We start from the raw sequence: 17,812 nt of genomic DNA on the forward strand, positions 1-17,812 counted from the left end.
CGTCAGCTTCTGCGGTCGTCACCGTCCAGGCCGGCGAAATCGCCCCTCACGATCCCGTGGCGCTGAAGCTTGTCATAGAAAGTCTTCCGCGGAATACCCAGCGCCTCTATCGTCTTCCTGACGTCGCCATTGTTTTGCTGCAGGCTCTCGCGGATGAGCTCTGCCTCATAGCGCTCGACGCGGACGGGCAATGAAAGCCCTGCCTCGACCGTCGGCGCGTCGCCGGATTTCGGCAGGACGCTCGCCTCCAATCCAAGCACGAAGCGTTCGGCAAAATGCGAGAGTTCGCGAACATTGCCCGGCCAATCGTGCTGCTGCAGATGGCGGCGCACGGTGGCCGTAACAGCCGGCACATCGCGCTTGAAGCGGCTGGCGGCACGTTCGGCGAAATAACCGAAAAGCAGGGGGATGTCGTCGCGCCGCTCCCGCAGCGGCGGGATCGAAAGCGTGACGACGTTGAGACGATAGTAAAGGTCTTCGCGAAAATCGCCGCGCTGGCCTGGATCGCTGAGATCGACCTTTGCTGCCGCCACGACGCGAAGATCGACGGGGCGGATTTCGTTCGTCCCGAGCGGCGTCACCTCGCGCATTTCCAGCACGCGCAGCATCTGCACCTGGATCGCCGGCGGCATGCTTTCGATTTCATCGAGAAACAATGTTCCCGCGCTCGAATGCTCGATGCGCCCGATGCGCTTCTTCTGCGCACCGGTGAAGGCGCCCGGTTCGTGGCCGAAGAGTTCGCTCTCTATCACTGTTTCGGGCAGGGCGCCGCAATTCAGCGCAACGAAATTGCCCTTGGCGCGGCGGCTCCAGCGATGCAGCAGGCTTGCCACGACTTCCTTGCCGCTACCCGTTTCTCCCGTCACCAGGACATCGACATCCGTATCGGCGATCTGCCGCAACGTGTGGCGCAGCCGCTCAATTGCCGGGGTCTGGCCGATCAGCGGCAGATCGCCCTGGGCCTGCTCCGCCGCCTGCCGCAGAGCGCGGTTCTCCAGAACGAGCCGCCGCTTCTCGGCCGCGCGCCGCACGCTCTGCACCAATCGATCCGTGGCGAAAGGCTTGGCGATGAAATCATAGGCGCCGTCCTGGATCGCCTGAACCGCCATCGGTATATCGCCATGGCCCGTCATCAGGATGACAGGCAGATCCGGGTCGAACCCTTTGATGCGGGCGAAGAGCTGCTGGCCATCCATCTGCGGCATGCGGATATCGGAGACGACGACACCGGCAAAGCCGGCATCCAGAGCGTTCAGCGCTTCGGTCGCAGCAGGGAAGGCGGAGACGATAAAGCCAGCAAGTTCAAGGGTCTGCTTTGTCGCCTTCAACAGATCCTTGTCATCATCGATGAGGAAGACGGGGGAGCTTTCGTTCATGCTGTGGCCTTGCACAAATGGATAGTGAAGCGGGTACCGATGCCGGTGCTCTCGACATCGATGCGGCCGCCATAATCGACGACGATATCCTTGGAGATGACGAGGCCGAGACCGAGGCCCTTTTCCTTGGATGTATTGAAAGGCGTGAACAGCTGATCGAGGATTGCGGCGGGAATGCCCGGCCCATTATCCGAGACGACGATCTCGACATCGTCTGACGTCTCACGTACCGAGACCTCGACCTTGGCCTGTTCCCGACCTTCCAGAGCTTCCAATGCATTCTGGAAAAGGTTGATCAGGACCTGCTCCAGTCGGATGCGCGTACCGACGACGAGGAGACCTGTCGGCGGCAGGTCGATTTTCAGGGCGTCGAGACGGCCGGCAAACCGGCTCCTCAGCAGGACGACGGCACCTTCGATCGCACTTCTGATGTCAACCGGCTCGGGCGCGGTTCTTCCCTTGCGGCCAAAGGCCTTCAGTTCTTCGGTGATCGTGCCGATGCGCTCGGTCAGCGCCGCGATCGCAGACAGATTGTCCTTGACCGGCTCCGTCTGCTGCCTGTCGAGGAAGATGTGCGCATTCTCTGCATAAGCACGGATCGTCGCGACGGGCTGGTTGATCTCGTGAGCGACGCCGGCGGCGACCTGACCGAGAATGGCGAGACGGTTGGCCTGCACGAGATCCTGCTGCACCCCCTGCAGCTTGGCCTCCGTCGCCCGGTGGTCGGCGATCTCCGCTTCCAGCCGATCGCGGGCACGGCTGAGATCCTCGGTACGCTCCAGGACGCGGCGCTCCAGCTCCTCGCGGGCGATCCTGCTGACGGCGATCTGCATGACGGAGACATGGCGCCGCCGCAACAGGAAGGCGGCGAAGGCAAGGATCGGCAGCAGGACGGTCAAAGTCAGGAAGCGCGTCTCGCGCATGGAAGAGGCAATGGCCTGATCGGTCGGGATGAGATAGCCGAGCTGCCAGGGCGTCGAAGGGATTGAGGTCGTCAGCCGCAAATATTCGGCGGCGCTGCTGCCGGGCAGGACGGCGCGAACGATGGTCGCATCCGGGCCGACGGCCTCCGGACGGCTGACCGGCAGCGGCGAGAGCGGAGCGGCGCCGAATTGCAAGCTTTTGCGAATGGCCGCCGCTTCTTCTCGGCCAAGTGACGTCGTCGTCATGAAGCGCCATGAAGGCAGGCTGGTGATGAGGATGACGCCGCGTTCGTCGGTCACATAAGCGGGACGGCCGCTCTCACTCCAATCGGCCTCCAACTGATCGAATTCCATTTTCACCACGACAACGCCCAGTGCCGAACCGGCATCGCCGACGCGGCGCGAAATATAGAGGCCGGGGCGGTTGCTGATCGTACCAAGCGCGTAGTGCTCGGCGGTTCCCGCCTCCATAGCCTTGCTGAAGTAGTCGCGGAAGGAATAGTCATTGCCAACGAAGCTCAAGGGCTCCCGCCAGTTGCTGGAGGCCATCGTGACGCCGTCCTTGCCGATCACGTAGAGGACCGAAGCGCTGGTGCCGGAAACGAGGTTCTCCAGTTTGCGGTCCAGAGCAACGATGTCGTCGATCCGCCGTCCCGCGAGCGCCTCACGCACTTGCTGATCATCCGCCAGCAAGAGCGGCAAGGCGCGGGGACGCTCGAGGACCGCCCGCAAAAGTGCGACCTTGAGATTGGCGTCCGTATGTGCCTGCCTCTGCAGTGCCTCGATCGCGGAGACACGGCCGTAGAAGCTTGCACCATAAAGGGCGACTCCAATGATAGCGGCGCACAGGAATGCGAAGGCGAGCCAAACGCGACGGGAGCGCCGGCTCAGTTGCTCTGGCGTCAAAAGTCGATCTGTGGCGGCGCGTTGTAGCATCGCCATATTGTGCATGTTTTCGCGCTGACCGCAATTCAACATGTGCGGATTGCCGCACATGTTTTAAGATATGCTCGCGCTCGAGAAATTTAAATCATATGAAATCAAATAGTTGATGCCATGTCCCTCAATTGGCATGCCCGTTGCAACGGCGAACGGAACAGTCGGAGGCTGTTGAATTCTAGTCGTCGCCCGGAGGGCCGAGAGATCGGTTGGGCTTAAAGGAGGATATCATGATTGCTCCCATCGCTGCCGCCGAAACGCGCGGCAAACTTCCCTTTTACCGGCATCTCTACGTGCAGGTTCTGACCGCCATTGCCGCCGGTATCCTGCTTGGCCATTATTATCCGCAGCTCGGCACATCGTTGCAGCCGCTCGGCGATGCCTTCATCAAACTGGTGCGCATGGTCATTGCGCCCGTCATCTTCCTGACGGTTACGACCGGCATCGCCGGCATGTCGGACTTGAAGAAGTTCGGCCGCGTCGTCGGCAAGTCGTTCATCTACTTCCTGACCTTCTCGACCCTGGCGCTGATCGTCGGTCTTATCGTTGCCAACGTCGTGCAGCCGGGCGCCGGCATGCACATCAATCCGGCGACGCTGGATACGAAGGCCGTCAACAACTATGCAGCACAAGCCCATGACGCGTCGGTTGTCGGCTTCCTGATGAACATCATCCCGGACACGATCGTCGGCGCTTTCGCCAAGGGCGATATTCTCCAGGTGCTGTTCTTCTCGGTGGTCTTCGGCATTGCGCTCGGCGCCGCCGGCGAACGTGGCCGCCCGGTGACTGACTTCCTGCAGGCACTGACCACCCCGATCTTCCGCATGGTCGCGCTTCTGATGAAGTTCGCGCCGATCGGCGCCTTCGGCGCCATGGCCTTCACCATCGGCAAGTACGGCATCGGCACCATCGCCAATCTGGCCTTCCTGATCGGTACCTTTTACGCCACGTCGCTGCTGTTCGTGCTCGTCGTGCTCGGCGCCGTCGCGCGCTATAACGGATTTTCGATCCTTGCGCTGATCCGCTATATCAAGGAAGAGCTGTTGCTGGTGCTTGGCACCTCATCGTCTGAAGCCGCACTGCCGGGCCTGATGAACAAGATGGAGCGTGCAGGCTGCAAGCGTTCCGTCGTCGGCCTTGTCATCCCGACGGGCTATTCCTTCAACCTCGACGGCACCAATATCTATATGACACTGGCGGCGCTGTTCATCGCCCAGGCAACCGATACGCCGCTGTCGCTCGGGGATCAGGTGCTGCTGCTGCTGGTGGCCATGCTGAGCTCCAAGGGGGCCGCCGGCATCACTGGTGCGGGCTTTATCACGCTTGCCGCCACGCTTGCGGTCGTGCCTTCGGTTCCGATCGCCGGCATGGCGCTGATCCTCGGGATCGACCGTTTCATGTCGGAATGCCGCGCCCTGACGAACTTCGTCGGCAATGCAGTTGCCACGATCGTCGTAGCCCGCTGGGAAAACGAGCTCGACCAGACCAAGTTTGCGGCCGCCATGGCGGGGCAATTGAGCGAGGAAATCGAGGTGCCTGCCTTGCAGGCGGCCGAGTAGGCTTCGCATCATCCTCCCAAGGATGGAACGGCCCCTTCGGGGGCCGTTTCAGCTCCGGCAGCCGGCCGGTCACAGTTTCGTGTATCGACCGCAACAAGCCGTGCAACTGTCCTCATCAACAGCAGGCTTCATAAAACTGTCACTGCAACGGCTCACAGCATCATACTGACAGTTGTGTAATTCGACGGAGCCGCAGGACAGGAGGCAGCGTGTCGGAGACGGATTTTATGAGCGCACACTTGCCGGTTTTGGGGCGGATTTGCCTCTATCGGCCTTGCCGCGGGTAGCTGCGCATGGCGTCTTCAATATCAGCGCAGCATAAGGCCTTGAGGCGTTCGGAGAGTTTCCTGTCAGAACTTGCTTCCCATGCGGATGCGCTGCTTCATGGCCGCGTCCACGAACAATATGCTGCGATCTGCTATAGGAAAGAAGTCGAATGCGACGATGCCGTGATGCTCGTCGTCACCAGCCGGGAAAGCGGGCGCTGGGTCATTCCGAAGGGTTGGCCGATCAAGGGCAAGAAACCCCATGAGGTCGCAGCCATCGAGGCTTATGAGGAGGCCGGCGTGCGCGGAAAAGTGAAGAAGAAGCCTTTCGGCTACTTCACCTATCTGAAGCAGCTTGCCGACGGCAATCGCGTTCCCTGCATCGTCGAGCTGCATCTGCTTGAGGTCGATCAGGTGCTGCAGGACTTCCCGGAGCGAGGCCAGCGCCGCGTCGAATGGGTTTCTTTCACCGAAGCGGCCAATCGCGTGCGCGAGCCGGAGCTCAAGGGTCTCCTGCTTGCGGCCGAACGGAAGATACGCAAGGCAAGAAGCAAAAAGTAGCCTTCGTGGCCATGGATGGTGCTGGCCCATCGGATTTCGTGGCTGTGAACGATCGCAAACTAGGTCTCCAGAAGCACTCGGCTATTTGTGACCGTAACGTGCAGCGGTATCACCTAATATTAAAATATGACATGAGCCGAGAGCCAGACGACGGGCAGCTATGCGCTTCCATGCTTGCCCTTGCCGCATTGATGCCTATATTGACCCAGCGTTCGGCCGTGTCTGTTTAGGTCGATATGCCTCATGGCTGCAATAGCTGCCTTCACCCGGCAACGAGCTGGCCGGCGGACTTTGGAAGGAGAAATTTCATGTCCATTACTCCGAATAATATCGATAGTTCAAAGGTTTCTACCGTTCCCCATGGGGAAATCGCAGCTGCCGTACGGCAGGCGCGTGAAGCCATCGGTTATACGGTTGACGATCTGTCTGAAACCTGTGGTCTCACCAGTGAGGAAATCATTGAAATCGAGGCTGGTGCAGAAGCGGATTCGGCGAAACTTCGCCGCATTGCCACCGCATTGCAGGTTCCGCCATCGACTTTTTTCGTCGTCTGAACAAGCGGCGCACTTCGGTGCGCCCCTTCATTTCTCTCGCGGAAAATCGCAGAACACCGGCCTCTAGCTCGCTTGCAATATGGCCGCGCACGACATAGCGCAGGGCGATGTTCATTTTCTCGTATTCCTTCCCACCTTCGTTCTGCGATCCGGATTGGCGTGAAAGCCTTTCCGGTCGAATTCGCAGATCCGCGAAGCGCATATGTTTTTTACCGGGCTCCGATGAAGGCGGTTGGCCGTGCGTGGTTAGTAGCCATCAGAACATGTCCGCTGCCATGTAGCTCTGAGAAATGTAGCTCGGGGACATGTAGCTTAGCTCACAAGGAAATCCGTTCATGGAGCCTTTAGGCGAAATTTCCATAATTATACACTATAAAGCAAGCAGGGAACGTTTCCATAGCTGATATTCACGGTTTTTGTTGTAGCGATACTGGTCAAACTCGTTTTGGGGCTCTACTTTGGTCACGTTAAATTGTTGATTTCTAATAGTAATACTTTTATCGATGCAACGTATCGCGGCATAGGCCTGTGATGGGCTGGGGTTGAGGACGCTAAATAGGGCAAGTTGGCATGGGGCGGAATGGTAAGAATTTTGGCGCCGGCCCTGATGTCGGCGGACGGTTTGTTCGTTCGAATCCCTCTAGAACTCCTAGCCCTGCGCCAAAGGCAGATGATATCGCTCGCGACATGACGTTGTTGAGCAAGCTGGTCATGAAAAGAAGATACGCAGGGATCGAACGAACTGCCGTTCAGGATCGGCAGGATTTCTCCGGCGAAAATTCCGGCAATCTCCGAAATCTTGCGTTCGAGCCGATCGAAATCAGCCTCGACGACGATGGCGAAGTTCAGATTGTCGATTCCGTCACGCGTGCGGTGGAGTGCCTGACGACACAATGGCCGGTGCGCTATGGAGAGGCATTCGAAGACGCGCTTCACATCTGCATAGACGGCATCGCGGGCAGGGCGTCGCCGCAGCAGGTTCGATCTGCATTCATCGCGGCCGCCAAGGCGGCTGGCATCCTCGTGAACTCTGAATGAAGAGCGGCCAGCCGTTTTTCAGCGATGCCGACTGCCCATTGGCCCGTCTTGGCGGTTCTCTTCAAAAGGCGGCCGAACGGGAATTGGCCATAGGGATACGAGGAGGTCCGGCCGATGCATGTTGCAGACGACCGAACCTCCCGACCATCGCAATTTGGCGGTTGCGATAGTTGCAAAGATGTCGCCTGCTACTGGCATATCGTCCATACGCGAAACGACGTGAGAAGTCTGATTGCGCCTGACTTTGGAAAGCCGACATTAGAGTGAGCAATAACCTAACCCTGGCTGCTTGTTTGTTTCGCAACGTCACAGCGGCCGGTCGATGGCGCATGATACGGCCTTATGTTCGCGCCAGGATTGCTCGAAGCGATCTTTGATCGATCCTCAGTGAAGATGACGAATAGGGTGGATGGCCGTTGGGGAGGCTCGACGTACCTTCAAGGGTCCGCCCCGTCGAGCCTCCCACTGCAGCGGATCGATGTCTGCAGTAGCAGCAAAAAGCTGCAGATCAGTCCGGCGTCTGTCCATATCGAAAGCGACAGCGCGTATCGGATTGCGTCACCACTAAGTGCTCACAAACAATCGGCTTTCTCTGATCGAGAAGGGGTGTTGCGAACTGCTGCATCCTGATTCCAGGATGCTGGAACGACGCGGTGTAAAATCGACCCCTTCCGTTGCGGTCTATGGCAACAAAGGAATCCATCGCGACTCACAAGTAAATATGAAGTCATACTTCAATACATATTACGACAATTCTGTACAAATTAAGTATGTATTCCGAAAATATATATTAGTGATGGCGTATTTACAGCTATAAACACGCCTATATTATGGCGTCGACGTGGACTTTCACCAGTTACATGTTGAATCTCGTGAATTCCTTCGAGGAGAATTTTCGAATGCGCAAGTTTTTGGGATCTACCGCTTTCCTTCTGACGATGGTTGCGGCAAGTGCGGGCTATGCGGCCGATCTTGCCGTCTCGACACCGCCAGAGGCTCCCGCCGAGACGGCACCGGTATTTTCATGGACAGGCTTCTATGTCGGTTTGAATGCGGGCGGTGGTTTTGGCGGCAATGACAATGTTGGTTTCCACTCGTTCGGGAGTTATCTCGGCAGGTTTGGCAAGATCGAGGGATCGGGTTTCCTCGGCGGTGGCCAGATCGGCTACAACTATCAGTTCGATCCCAACTGGGTGATCGGCCTCGAAGCCGATTTCCAGGGCGCTGACATCAGTGATTCCTTCAGAAGCGATATAGCGAGCGCCTCATCGAAGATCGACTGGTACGGCACAGTCCGTCCCCGCATCGGTTACTCATTTGACAATACCCTGATCTACGGCACCGGCGGTCTTGCCTACGGTCACATCAAGTACAAGGGCTCTTTAGCCGGCGTCGGCAGCTTCGACGACGACGCAACCAAGGCGGGCTGGACCGTTGGCGCAGGTGTCGAACACGCCTTCACCGACCACATCACGGCAAAACTCGAGTATCAGTATGTGGATTTCGGGAGCAAGAACATGGGCGGTGACGCGCTCTCTACCAAGGCCAGCCCCGACTTTCACGCCATCCGTGTCGGCTTGAACTATAAGTTCTGACACTCATTTTGCCTTGAAAGACAAAATGTTAGCCTAAGAGAGAGGACAATAGCATGGCTTTGATTGACGTAAATCTAATCAATGGCGGCACGACCACCATCAATAGCAGCAATGCCGGTAACTCGTCCGACACGCTCCAACTGAACCTAGTTTCCAACGGCACGGTCATAGTCGATGGCGTGGACGTCAATATCAGCAGTCTTGTTGGTACTGGCGCGCTTTCGAACACAACGATCGAAGCCATCAACGGTGCCAATGTGACGCTCAATGCCGGCCTTGCGAATATCGGAGCCGGTTCGACCTATACTTATGCGATCGGCGCTGGCTCCAGCATTAACGTCGAAGCCAGTGCGCTCAACGTCGGTTTGCTGAACGGCGTCACCGTGGACTTTGCCAATGCCAATGGCACCGGCTTGTTCTCATACGATCCCGGTCTCGTCAATTTGAACATTTCGACGCCACCGAATGTCACGAACGTTCAGAGCGGCGACAGGATCGAAATCGTGGGTTCAAACTCGGTCCAGCAGTCCGGCAATACCGTCACCTTTTACGGCGCGTTGGGTATCCTGAGCCCGCTCGGCTCCTATACGATCCCGGCGGGCGTCACTTATACCTACGACCCCAGCACAGATACGCTGACGTTTACGAGCTGCTTTCTGCGCGGCACACTCATCCGGACGCCGGAAGATAATATTCCGGTCGAGGATCTGCGGGTCGGCGATCTCGTCGTCACTCACAAGGGTGTGGCTGAGATCAAATGGGTCGGCCGTCGCCGGATTGATCCCAAGGCGATCGACAAGCCCCGCGACACGCTCCCGATCCGTATCCAGGCGGGCGCTATCGCGGAAAATATTCCCGCTCGCGATCTCTATGTCTCTCCCGATCATTGCATGTTCCTGGAAGAATCGCTGATCCCGGCCAAGTTCCTCATCAACGGCTCGACGATCACGCAGGAGGCGACGCTGGCCCCATTCGAATATTTCCATATCGAGTTGGAGCAGCATGCGATCGTCCTTGCCGAGGGAGCACAGACCGAAACCTATCTCGATCTTGGTGGGCGTCTTTCCTTCCTCGAGCCGGGCGTATTGCGGTTCGGCTCTCTTGCCGATGCGGCGACGCGGACCTGGAATGACTGGTGCTATCCTCCGGTCTATGCGGGCAAGGTGCTTGAACAGGCGCGCGCGTCTCTTGAAAAGCGGGCCGAGGAAATGGGCTATTTCGTCCGAGAAGCTCAGGCATCCTGACATACAGCCGAGCAGCAAGCTCCGGACGGCGACGGCTGCCCGGAGCTGAAGCAGGCGATAAGCGCAAGCCGGCATTCTCGTCATCCGTATCAGTGATGCGTCCACGAGTTTGCCCGTTTGCCATATCGCTCATTTGTTTGTCTCCAGTGCCTGGGAGTAATGGATGCACCATGACGATGCTGTTTCGCCCTATCCGCTCGACGCGGGGCGCATAGACGAACGGTCTTTGATCGAGAGATTTGCCGGCAAGACTGTTTTCTATGACGGCGTTTTCAAGGGCGACTACAGTCTGGCGATCGTCAATCGTCATCTCGCGCAGGCGCTCATAGATTTGGGCGTCAATCTGACCTGCCACACCGCCGAGGAAGACTGGCAGGGTGACGCAAACCTTTCAGCGGCCACGGACGTCATGCGCCGCATGCGCGATGACTATCCGTTCAAAGAGACCTTCGACATTCATTTGCGAAATACCTGGCCGCCGGCAACCCACGACATGGTCGGGCGGCAGAACGCCTATATCGCCTTTGCCTGGGAAGAGCTTGAATTCCCTCAATATCTGGTGGATCGCTTCAATCGCGATCTTAACCTCGTGACGGTAATCTCGAATTTCATTCACGACAGCTTCGAGCGATCCGGAATTACCATACCGGTTGAGGTAATTGGCACCGGCTGCGATCATTTGTCCGACACCATGAATGATGTTTCGCCGCCGCCGGAAAACGGACGTCGGCGCATCCTGCATGTCTCTTCCTGTTTTCCACGCAAAGGTGTCGATGTCCTGATCGAGGCATTCCTGAGCACTTTCCGCGCGGATGAACCGGTCGAACTGGTGATCAAGACGTTTCCGAACCCAAACAACGTACTGGCATCGATCCTTGCGGAAAAACGCAACAGACTTGCCGACGCGCCGCCCATAAACATCATCGAACAGCACTATGATGCCAGCCAGCTGAGCGCGCTTTATCGTTCCGCCGCGATGCTGGTAGCACCCAGCAGGGGAGAGGGTTTTGGCCTGCCTTTGGCCGAAGCCATGCTGCTCGACGTTCCAGTCGTGACCACGAACTATAGCGGCCAGCTCGATTTCTGCCGCCCCGATACGGCCTGGCTGGTCGATTGCCACATGTCCGCATCCCAGGCTCATGTAGCGGGCTCCCACAGCCTATGGGCAGAACCATCGGTGGAACACCTGGGCTCGCAGATGCGCGCGGTGCTTGATCGTCCCGCTGAAGCCACCAGCCGAGCGGAGAAAGCAAAGGCCCTTCTGAAGACACATTTCAGCTGGAGGTCAGTTGCCGTCCGCACGCTGGCTGCCCTTGCCAAACCCGCCCCTACCGCTGCCGAAGCGCGGCGTGACTGGACGATGGATCTCATTTCCTCCTGGCAGCAACAATGCGGCATCGCTACCTATTCTCAGCATCTGTACGCCACACCGGCCTTCGCGGGCAGGCTTGACCACGTCTTTGCACGGCGGATCATGGACGATGCCTTGCCGGAAACGCCTTCGAACATCGTCGATAACATTCCCCGCAGCATATCGAGGCTATGGGGCTATGACCTCGCTTCGCTCAAGCGCCTGGCGGGGCGATTGGAGCAGGGGCGAGGCGATGTCTTATGGATGCAGCATCATCCGGGACATTTTTCGACGGCGGACATGGAGCTGTTGATCCAGCCGATCTCCGCCACGGCTCATCGACTGCGCGTGCTGACCATGCACAGCGTAAAGGAGGCCTTGCGAGGCGGCACGCTCGACTGGACCCGCGCATTCGACATGGTCTTCGTGCATTCGGCGGAAGATGCGGCAGCGCTTTCGGCTTCAGGGCATTTGAACCCGATCGTCTTGCCGCATGGCGTTCTTTCTGAGCCGGAAGATGCGCCAGGACCAGACCTGTCGCGTTTTACGATCGGTTCCTTCGGGTTCCTGATGCCGCACAAGAACATCGACCGTCTCGTATTGGCCTTCGCGGAGGCATTGAACTACGAGCCTCGACTGCATCTGAAACTGTTCAACTGCATGGTTGCGAACGACGAATCCCGGGCAACGCGCGCCGTGATCGAAAACCTGATCGAGTATCTTGGAATATCCGAGAAGGTCACGGCGCGTTTCGATTTCATTCCGGAAGGAGAATTGCGTCGTGAATTGATGACGTGCGACCTGCTTTCGTTCCTGTATGGTCATTCGACCGAGACGGCGACCGGGGCGGCGCGCATCGCAATGAGCGTCAATCGCCCCCTGCTGTGCTCCCGCTCGCCGGTCCTGCGGGACCTGTGGCCGATCAGCCATGTCGTCAAAAACACCGAGATAGAGTGCATAGCGGAGGCATTGCTGAGCCTCGCGCAAAATCCCGCGTTGCTGTCGATGCTGGATCGCGATCGCAGCCAGGCAGCCCATTGGTATTCCTATCCGCGCACCGCCGCGCGGCATGTCACAGCCATCGAAAAGATGTTGGGGGGCAATATTGACCATCGCCGAGTTGCATAGACAGCCCTTGAGTATTCTGCCGAAAGACGTGTTCTCCCTGCCTGCGGAATCCTTCGTCGATGCCTGGGCAAAGGCATTGGATCTGACGGAATCTGACCTCACATCGGATGACCGTCTCTCGCTTGCAAATGCCATTCGCGGCGGTACCAATCGGCTGCGCATCGTCGACGCGTTGAAGGCTCGCCGCCCCATTCCGTCAGCGCTCAGCGGTCCCTCCCTGATGCAGGCACTTCGGAGGGAACCGGATCAGTTCGCCATGGTGGAGAACTTCGTGCGTTTTGCACGAGAGGACGACGCGGCCTTTCTACGCTATGCTTTCTCACGCATCTGCGGAAGGGATCCGACGTCCGCCGAGCGACTTGGACTGGAGTTCGATCTCCGGCGCGGCGTCGTCACCCGCGCCACCGTCGTGAAGCGGATCGTCGCCATTGCGCGTCGGGAAGGCCAGACGGCCTACTGGGATACGTTGCTGCCCGATAGCGACAGCGAGCCGCGGGATGTCGGCGATTCCTCCCGTGCGAGCATTACCCCCTCCGGATTTCTGGTCGATTCAGAGGGGCAGGCGACGATCATCTTCGTACGGGAGGTCGACAATGCCGGCTGGATGATCGGCTCCGACCTCCTGCGGCAGCCGCCGCAGATCAACGACAGCAACTGGAGCGTCCAGCCGGGCTGGCTGCTGACAGGCCCCAAACGTAGTTTCAAGGAAGGCGACTGGCTGCTGGATCTTGAGCTTATCCAACCGAAGGAGGCCAAGCTCGATATCGAGGTCGTCGCCAATTCCGGTCTCGATTTTCTGCAGGCCATGACGCTGGTCGGCTCGTTCTCGGGAAGCGTATGCGTGACTATCAAGAGAGAGCATCGTTTCATAGAATTGCGTATCCGCATTCATGAGCGGCCACCCGAAGACTGCTGGCTGCGCCCGCGAAACATCTCGATGCGGCATGTGTCATGAGAAGGGAGCTGCGATTTGCATCGACGCTTTTGCGTGTCGGACAGACCAGAGCCGGCACAGCCGATGCCCGTACACCTGTCAATGCCCTTGCGGAGGCCGACGCAGCGCGCGACCGTCGTGATTGGGCGACTGCAGCCTTTTACTATCAGCAGGCAGTGGAGCAGTATCCCGCGCGGATTTCGTTGTTCGTGCAGCTTGGCCATGCTCACAAGGAGAATGGCGATTTCGAGGCGGCGCTGGAGGCATACCGGCGCTTCCTGAAGGAGGAGCCGGACGATATCGATATCCATCTGCAGCTTGGCCACCTCTACAATCGAATGCATGAGCCTGAGGCCGCGCTGCAATGGTACGAACGTGCCCATGAGCTCGCACCGGACGACGCTGAAATAACCGGCCATCTCGAAACGGCGCGTTTACGGCTTTCGCGTGTCGATATCGAGCGCAAGCGTCAGAATGCCATGGAATTGGTTCAGTCGAGACGCTGGGGGCAAGCGCAGGCGAAATTGCGCGACCTGGTGATTACGGACGGAGAAATCGACCTGATTGCCGTCTATGCGAACGTGACTAAGGAGGCCGGCGATTTCGACGAGGCATTGAAGCTTTATGAGGTCTATCGCGAATATGCGCAAAATCTCGATGCAGCGGCGGTCATCGATGTCGAGATCCAGACCGGACATCTCTATAAGGCCATGCGGGATATGGAGGCGGCCCTGCGATATTACATCCGCGCACGCGATGCGGAGTTCAGCCTCTATGGCCATATTACCGCGGACTCGACCGCCGGGCAGGAGATCCGCGCCTGCATGTCGGAAATCTATACCTGCTTCTGGCACGCCGATTGATAACGGGTTGCCATTGCCGGCCGATACTGCACTAAAGCCTGGATCAACCACTTTCGTGATCCCTGACGGCGGTCAGCATGAGCCAGCCCAGAAGGTAGGCGAGGCTCAATGACAGGAAAACCACGGCGATGTTCTTGAGCGCATAAGGCATCTCCGCCTCGTCAGGCAGGTGCGATGGTACGACGATCTCAAGATAAAGCTGCTGCCGGCGGGCATCGGCCCTGGCTGCTTCCAGCGAATCAAGGGCGGCGACGAGCGCCTTGTTGGCGAATTCGCGCATCAGGACAAGACTTTCATAATCGGCAATCCTGGGCGCAACGGATTTGTCCGATCCGACCATCTTGGCGCGCTCGTTTTCGATCTGTTGTTCCAGCGCCGCGATCTGGCTGGTCAGGAAGGGGATAGCGTTGCTGTCGGGCGCGGTCTTGCGCGTCTCGGCAAGGCGAGCGCGCGTGTTGGCCAGCTCGGCAGTCAGGTTGGTGATGAGGTCGACCATCGACAGGGAACTGGCATTGGGATCGATCATCAGTTCCTTGTTTCTGAAATTCGTAATGTTTTTCTGCGCATCTATGACCCGCTGCTGCGCTTCCTGTACCTCATTGTCGGCAAAGCGAACCGCATCGCCGCGGGCTCTGTCGTTCAAACGGTCGAGCAGTTTGCCGCCGAGCGAAAGCAACGCGATATTCAGATCTACGGCATCCTGCGCGTGGAAGGCTGTCGTGCGCAACACGGTGATGCCTGTCGTATCGTTGTGGATGACCGAGACGCGATTCGAGTAATAGTTATAGAGCTCCTCCTCGCTGCTGTTCTCCCAAGGCCGCGGAAAGCGTGTCAGCCAATCCGCCTGCCGGCTGCCGAAAATGGTGCGCACGGGAAGCTGCTCGGTGAGCTCCTTCAGTGCCTGGCGCGAGCGGATATATTCCTGCACGGAGAAAGTGTCGTCTTGTGAGCGGGTTATGCCGCTATTCTGCAGCAGCGAACCGAAGACGTTCGATGATGGCGGAGCCGCCATACGAACGACGAAAGAGGCTTCGGATACGTAGATCGGCGCGGCCATGAAGGCATAATAGGCGCTCACGACGAGGGTAGGACCGACGACCGCGAGCATGTAGACGCGCAGGCGCGTTGAGCGCCTGAGGTGCTTTCCCGTTTTTGCCGGCCCGATGATCGATCGCTTAATCATCTCGCGGAAAGGCAACCGAGGCTGCCGTGCATCGACCTTCTTGCTTTGCGTTTCGGAATTTATCAGAGCCATGGTTGCGTTCCCACTGATGACTGCCTGCCGTTATCTGTCGGCGCCTGTGCACCGGGGGCGGTAATTGTCCAGGCCCGACGCAATGAAGATTGAGCAAGCGGCCTTCGCCGGTATCGTTGTTCCACCATCCGACGGAGATGGGATGGCGAACAGGAGGCCTCCGCATGCATCACGTATCGACGAACGCTCGCGGCCGTTCGCAGTTTATAACCGGCTTGAAGATCCAGGCGCGCGTGCTCGGCGCACTCATCATGCGTGAAATGCTCATCCGCTATGGGCGGGAAAACATTGGTTTCCTCTGGCTTGCGCTGGAGCCGATGATTCTGACTGCCGGCGTCATGGTCATGTGGACCTTGATGCGTCACGAAGCACATGGATTGACGATCGCGGCCTTCGTCCTGAGCGGCTACATGCCGTTGACGCTCTGGCGCCACATAAGCGGCCATGCCGTCTCGTGTCTGCGTCAGAATCTGCCCTTGATGTATCATCGTCAGATCCGTCTCGCCGACGCGCTGATCGCGCGCGGGCTTCTGGAGGTGGCGGGTACGACGGCGGCGCTCATCATCGTCTACACGGTCGCTCGTCTCGCGAATATCATACCGCCTTATCAGGACCTCGGCCCGCTTCTGGCGGGCTGGCTGTTCATGGCATGGTTCTCTTTCGCCGTAGGGCTGATTTTTGCCGCCGGCTCCGAGCGCTTCGAGTTCGTGGAGAAATTTGTTTCGCCGTTCCAGTATCTCACACTCCCGATCGGCGGCATGTTCTTCATGGTGGCCTGGCTGCCGAGCGGCCCGCAGAAACTGGCCCTCTACGTTCCCACCGTCCACTGCTTCGAACTTTTCCGAGCCGGCTTCTTCGGTGATACCGTGCAGACTTTCTACGATATCGGCTACATCACGAAATGCTGCCTCTTCACCACGGCCGTCGGGCTTTTCCTGGTGAATATGGCCCGCAATCACATCAAGTTCGAATGACATGACGGCGGCCCGATCCGGGGGTGCAGTACTGCGGCCGAAATCGACGGCAAATGTTGTCGGTCTCCATGTAAAGTCGCGATGCGCGGGCATTTCAGGTCGAAGTCGCAAGATCAATTGCCGCTGTTTTCAGAGTGCGATCTCCTGCTGCCGATGCTTTTGGGACTTGGATGAGGCTAGCGCCAATCCGAGGCGCTGAAGGCGCTCGCCGACCCTTTCTGCGCGATCTTCATGAACTGCAAGAATGTTCGCGACCGTGCCGATCTGGAAACTCCGATCGAGCTCGTCCGACGTCTCGATCCTGGTCAGCTGATTTTGTGAGCTGGTCCAGATGCCGTAACCGAATTCGGCAAGCTGACGGTGAATTGCGCCGGGCGTCGTTTTCGAGAGAACGGCGAGCACGTCGCGATTGATCTCCATAAGCAGCGAGGGTCTATGCGCCGATATGGTTTCACGCGCGCCCTTCAGGAACAGGCCTTCCGCCCCCTCAATGTCGACTTTCATGACATCAGGCCGCAGACTGCCGATCACATGATCCAATGTCTCGACCTTCGCCATGCGGCCGGCTTTGGTATCGGCCGTATTCATGACCAGCCGCGTCGCGCCGGCATTAACCGTATCCTCGGCATCACTCAGCTGTAGCTCTCCCGGTGCATCGGCAAGGGCGAGCTGGCGGACGCTCAGGCGATTTTCAAAGCCATTCTCCAGGATCGATCGGTTGAACAGACCCCAAAGTCTGGGGAGGGGTTCGAAGGCAAGGATCGTCCCTTTGAAAGTCGGATGGGCCGCGACGGAAAGCGAGTAATATCCGACATTACCGCCGACATCGATGAATTGTCCGGTTTCGGGCAGAATGGCTTTGACAAGTTCGATGTCGAATTTCTCATATTCTCCACTCATGATTCCGAAGGAAATATGGTACTGGCGCAAATCGAGATACAGCTTAAAATCGTATTGCGTTTCAAAGAGAACGCAAATCGACTTCGGTACGAAATTGTCGAACAGCAATTCGCTATAGCGTTGGTGGAACTCGTTGGAACTGAGAAAGCGTCGGCGATGCTCGTCCAGCGGAATGTCCGTCAGCTGCAGCAGGTTCTGCCCGATGGCATTGCGCTCGTCGTCGTTTATCGGACGGCCGAGGATGAATTTGTAGCAGTTCTCGATGTCGTAAAAACTTGTCACGTCGCTGCTCCCCCGTCGTTCTGACGATTTGAACTTATTCTGCTGTTGATTTTCACTTGCATTCCCGTGC

At 58.1% G+C, this 17,812-nt stretch carries 14 protein-coding genes; 10 read left to right on the top strand and 4 right to left on the bottom strand.

What is annotated here, in order from left to right; all coding sequences use genetic code 11:
• Positions 1 to 2: 2 nt before the first annotated feature.
• Positions 3 to 1,376, bottom strand: a complete 1,374-nt coding sequence (locus FHT84_RS02935; protein WP_113250401.1) for a sigma-54 dependent transcriptional regulator — start codon at positions 1,374 to 1,376, stop codon at positions 3 to 5.
• Positions 1,373 to 3,250, bottom strand: coding sequence for a sensor histidine kinase (locus tag FHT84_RS02940; protein ID WP_112345214.1), 1,878 nt, complete (start codon positions 3,248 to 3,250; stop codon positions 1,373 to 1,375). Before FHT84_RS02940 ends, FHT84_RS02935 begins: the two co-directional genes overlap by 4 nt.
• Before the next feature lie 218 nt (positions 3,251 to 3,468).
• On the opposite strand from FHT84_RS02940, the gene FHT84_RS02945 reads away from it, so the two are divergent.
• The 9 genes from FHT84_RS02945 (at position 3,469) to FHT84_RS02985 (ending at position 14,331) form a co-directional block, all read left to right on the top strand.
• Positions 3,469 to 4,797, top strand: a complete 1,329-nt coding sequence (locus FHT84_RS02945; RefSeq protein ID WP_112344988.1) for a dicarboxylate/amino acid:cation symporter — start codon at positions 3,469 to 3,471, stop codon at positions 4,795 to 4,797.
• A gap of 293 nt (positions 4,798 to 5,090) precedes the next feature.
• Entirely contained in the window at positions 5,091 to 5,624 is a 534-nt protein-coding gene (locus FHT84_RS02950) for an NUDIX hydrolase (protein WP_113250400.1), read from the top strand.
• A gap of 308 nt (positions 5,625 to 5,932) precedes the next feature.
• Complete coding sequence (locus tag FHT84_RS02955) at positions 5,933 to 6,178, top strand: helix-turn-helix transcriptional regulator (protein WP_112344991.1); 246 nt, start codon at positions 5,933 to 5,935, stop codon at positions 6,176 to 6,178.
• Between the two features lie 711 nt (positions 6,179 to 6,889).
• Positions 6,890 to 7,216 carry a DUF982 domain-containing protein gene (locus FHT84_RS02960; protein WP_246698446.1) on the top strand — a complete coding sequence of 109 codons (327 nt, stop codon included), beginning with the start codon at positions 6,890 to 6,892 and terminating at the stop codon, positions 7,214 to 7,216.
• Positions 7,217 to 8,115: 899 nt separating this feature from the next.
• Positions 8,116 to 8,811, top strand: coding sequence for an outer membrane protein (locus FHT84_RS02965; protein WP_112344993.1), 696 nt, complete (start codon positions 8,116 to 8,118; stop codon positions 8,809 to 8,811).
• 53 nt (positions 8,812 to 8,864) lie between these two features.
• Positions 8,865 to 10,055 carry a Hint domain-containing protein gene (locus tag FHT84_RS02970; RefSeq protein ID WP_113250398.1) on the top strand — a complete coding sequence of 397 codons (1,191 nt, stop codon included), beginning with the start codon at positions 8,865 to 8,867 and terminating at the stop codon, positions 10,053 to 10,055.
• 163 nt (positions 10,056 to 10,218) lie between these two features.
• The gene (locus FHT84_RS02975) at positions 10,219 to 12,534 is read left to right on the top strand and encodes a glycosyltransferase (protein WP_183760855.1); all 2,316 of its coding nucleotides are present in this window, start codon (positions 10,219 to 10,221) and stop codon (positions 12,532 to 12,534) included.
• A gap of 7 nt (positions 12,535 to 12,541) precedes the next feature.
• The gene (locus FHT84_RS02980) at positions 12,542 to 13,489 is read left to right on the top strand and encodes a hypothetical protein (protein ID WP_245430474.1); all 948 of its coding nucleotides are present in this window, start codon (positions 12,542 to 12,544) and stop codon (positions 13,487 to 13,489) included.
• On the top strand, positions 13,486 to 14,331 hold the full coding sequence (locus FHT84_RS02985; protein ID WP_112344997.1) for a tetratricopeptide repeat protein: 846 nt from the start codon (positions 13,486 to 13,488) through the stop codon (positions 14,329 to 14,331). Before FHT84_RS02980 ends, FHT84_RS02985 begins: the two co-directional genes overlap by 4 nt.
• A 43-nt stretch (positions 14,332 to 14,374) precedes the next feature.
• On the opposite strand, the gene FHT84_RS02990 is transcribed toward FHT84_RS02985, so the two are convergent.
• Entirely contained in the window at positions 14,375 to 15,586 is a 1,212-nt protein-coding gene (locus FHT84_RS02990) for a capsule biosynthesis protein (RefSeq protein WP_112344998.1), read from the bottom strand.
• Between the two features lie 164 nt (positions 15,587 to 15,750).
• Here FHT84_RS02990 and FHT84_RS02995 point away from each other — a divergent pair, with 164 nt between their 5' ends.
• On the top strand, positions 15,751 to 16,560 hold the full coding sequence (locus FHT84_RS02995) for an ABC transporter permease (protein ID WP_112344999.1): 810 nt from the start codon (positions 15,751 to 15,753) through the stop codon (positions 16,558 to 16,560).
• A gap of 129 nt (positions 16,561 to 16,689) precedes the next feature.
• On the opposite strand, the gene FHT84_RS03000 is transcribed toward FHT84_RS02995, so the two are convergent.
• Positions 16,690 to 17,742: an FkbM family methyltransferase gene (locus FHT84_RS03000; RefSeq protein WP_113250397.1), complete on the bottom strand. Its 1,053-nt coding sequence runs from the start codon at positions 17,740 to 17,742 to the stop codon at positions 16,690 to 16,692.
• Between the last annotated feature and the right edge of the window lie 70 nt (positions 17,743 to 17,812).

It is taken from the genome of Rhizobium sp. BK289 (genome assembly GCF_014193575.1).
Classification (GTDB): domain Bacteria; phylum Pseudomonadota; class Alphaproteobacteria; order Rhizobiales; family Rhizobiaceae; genus Rhizobium; species Rhizobium tropici_C.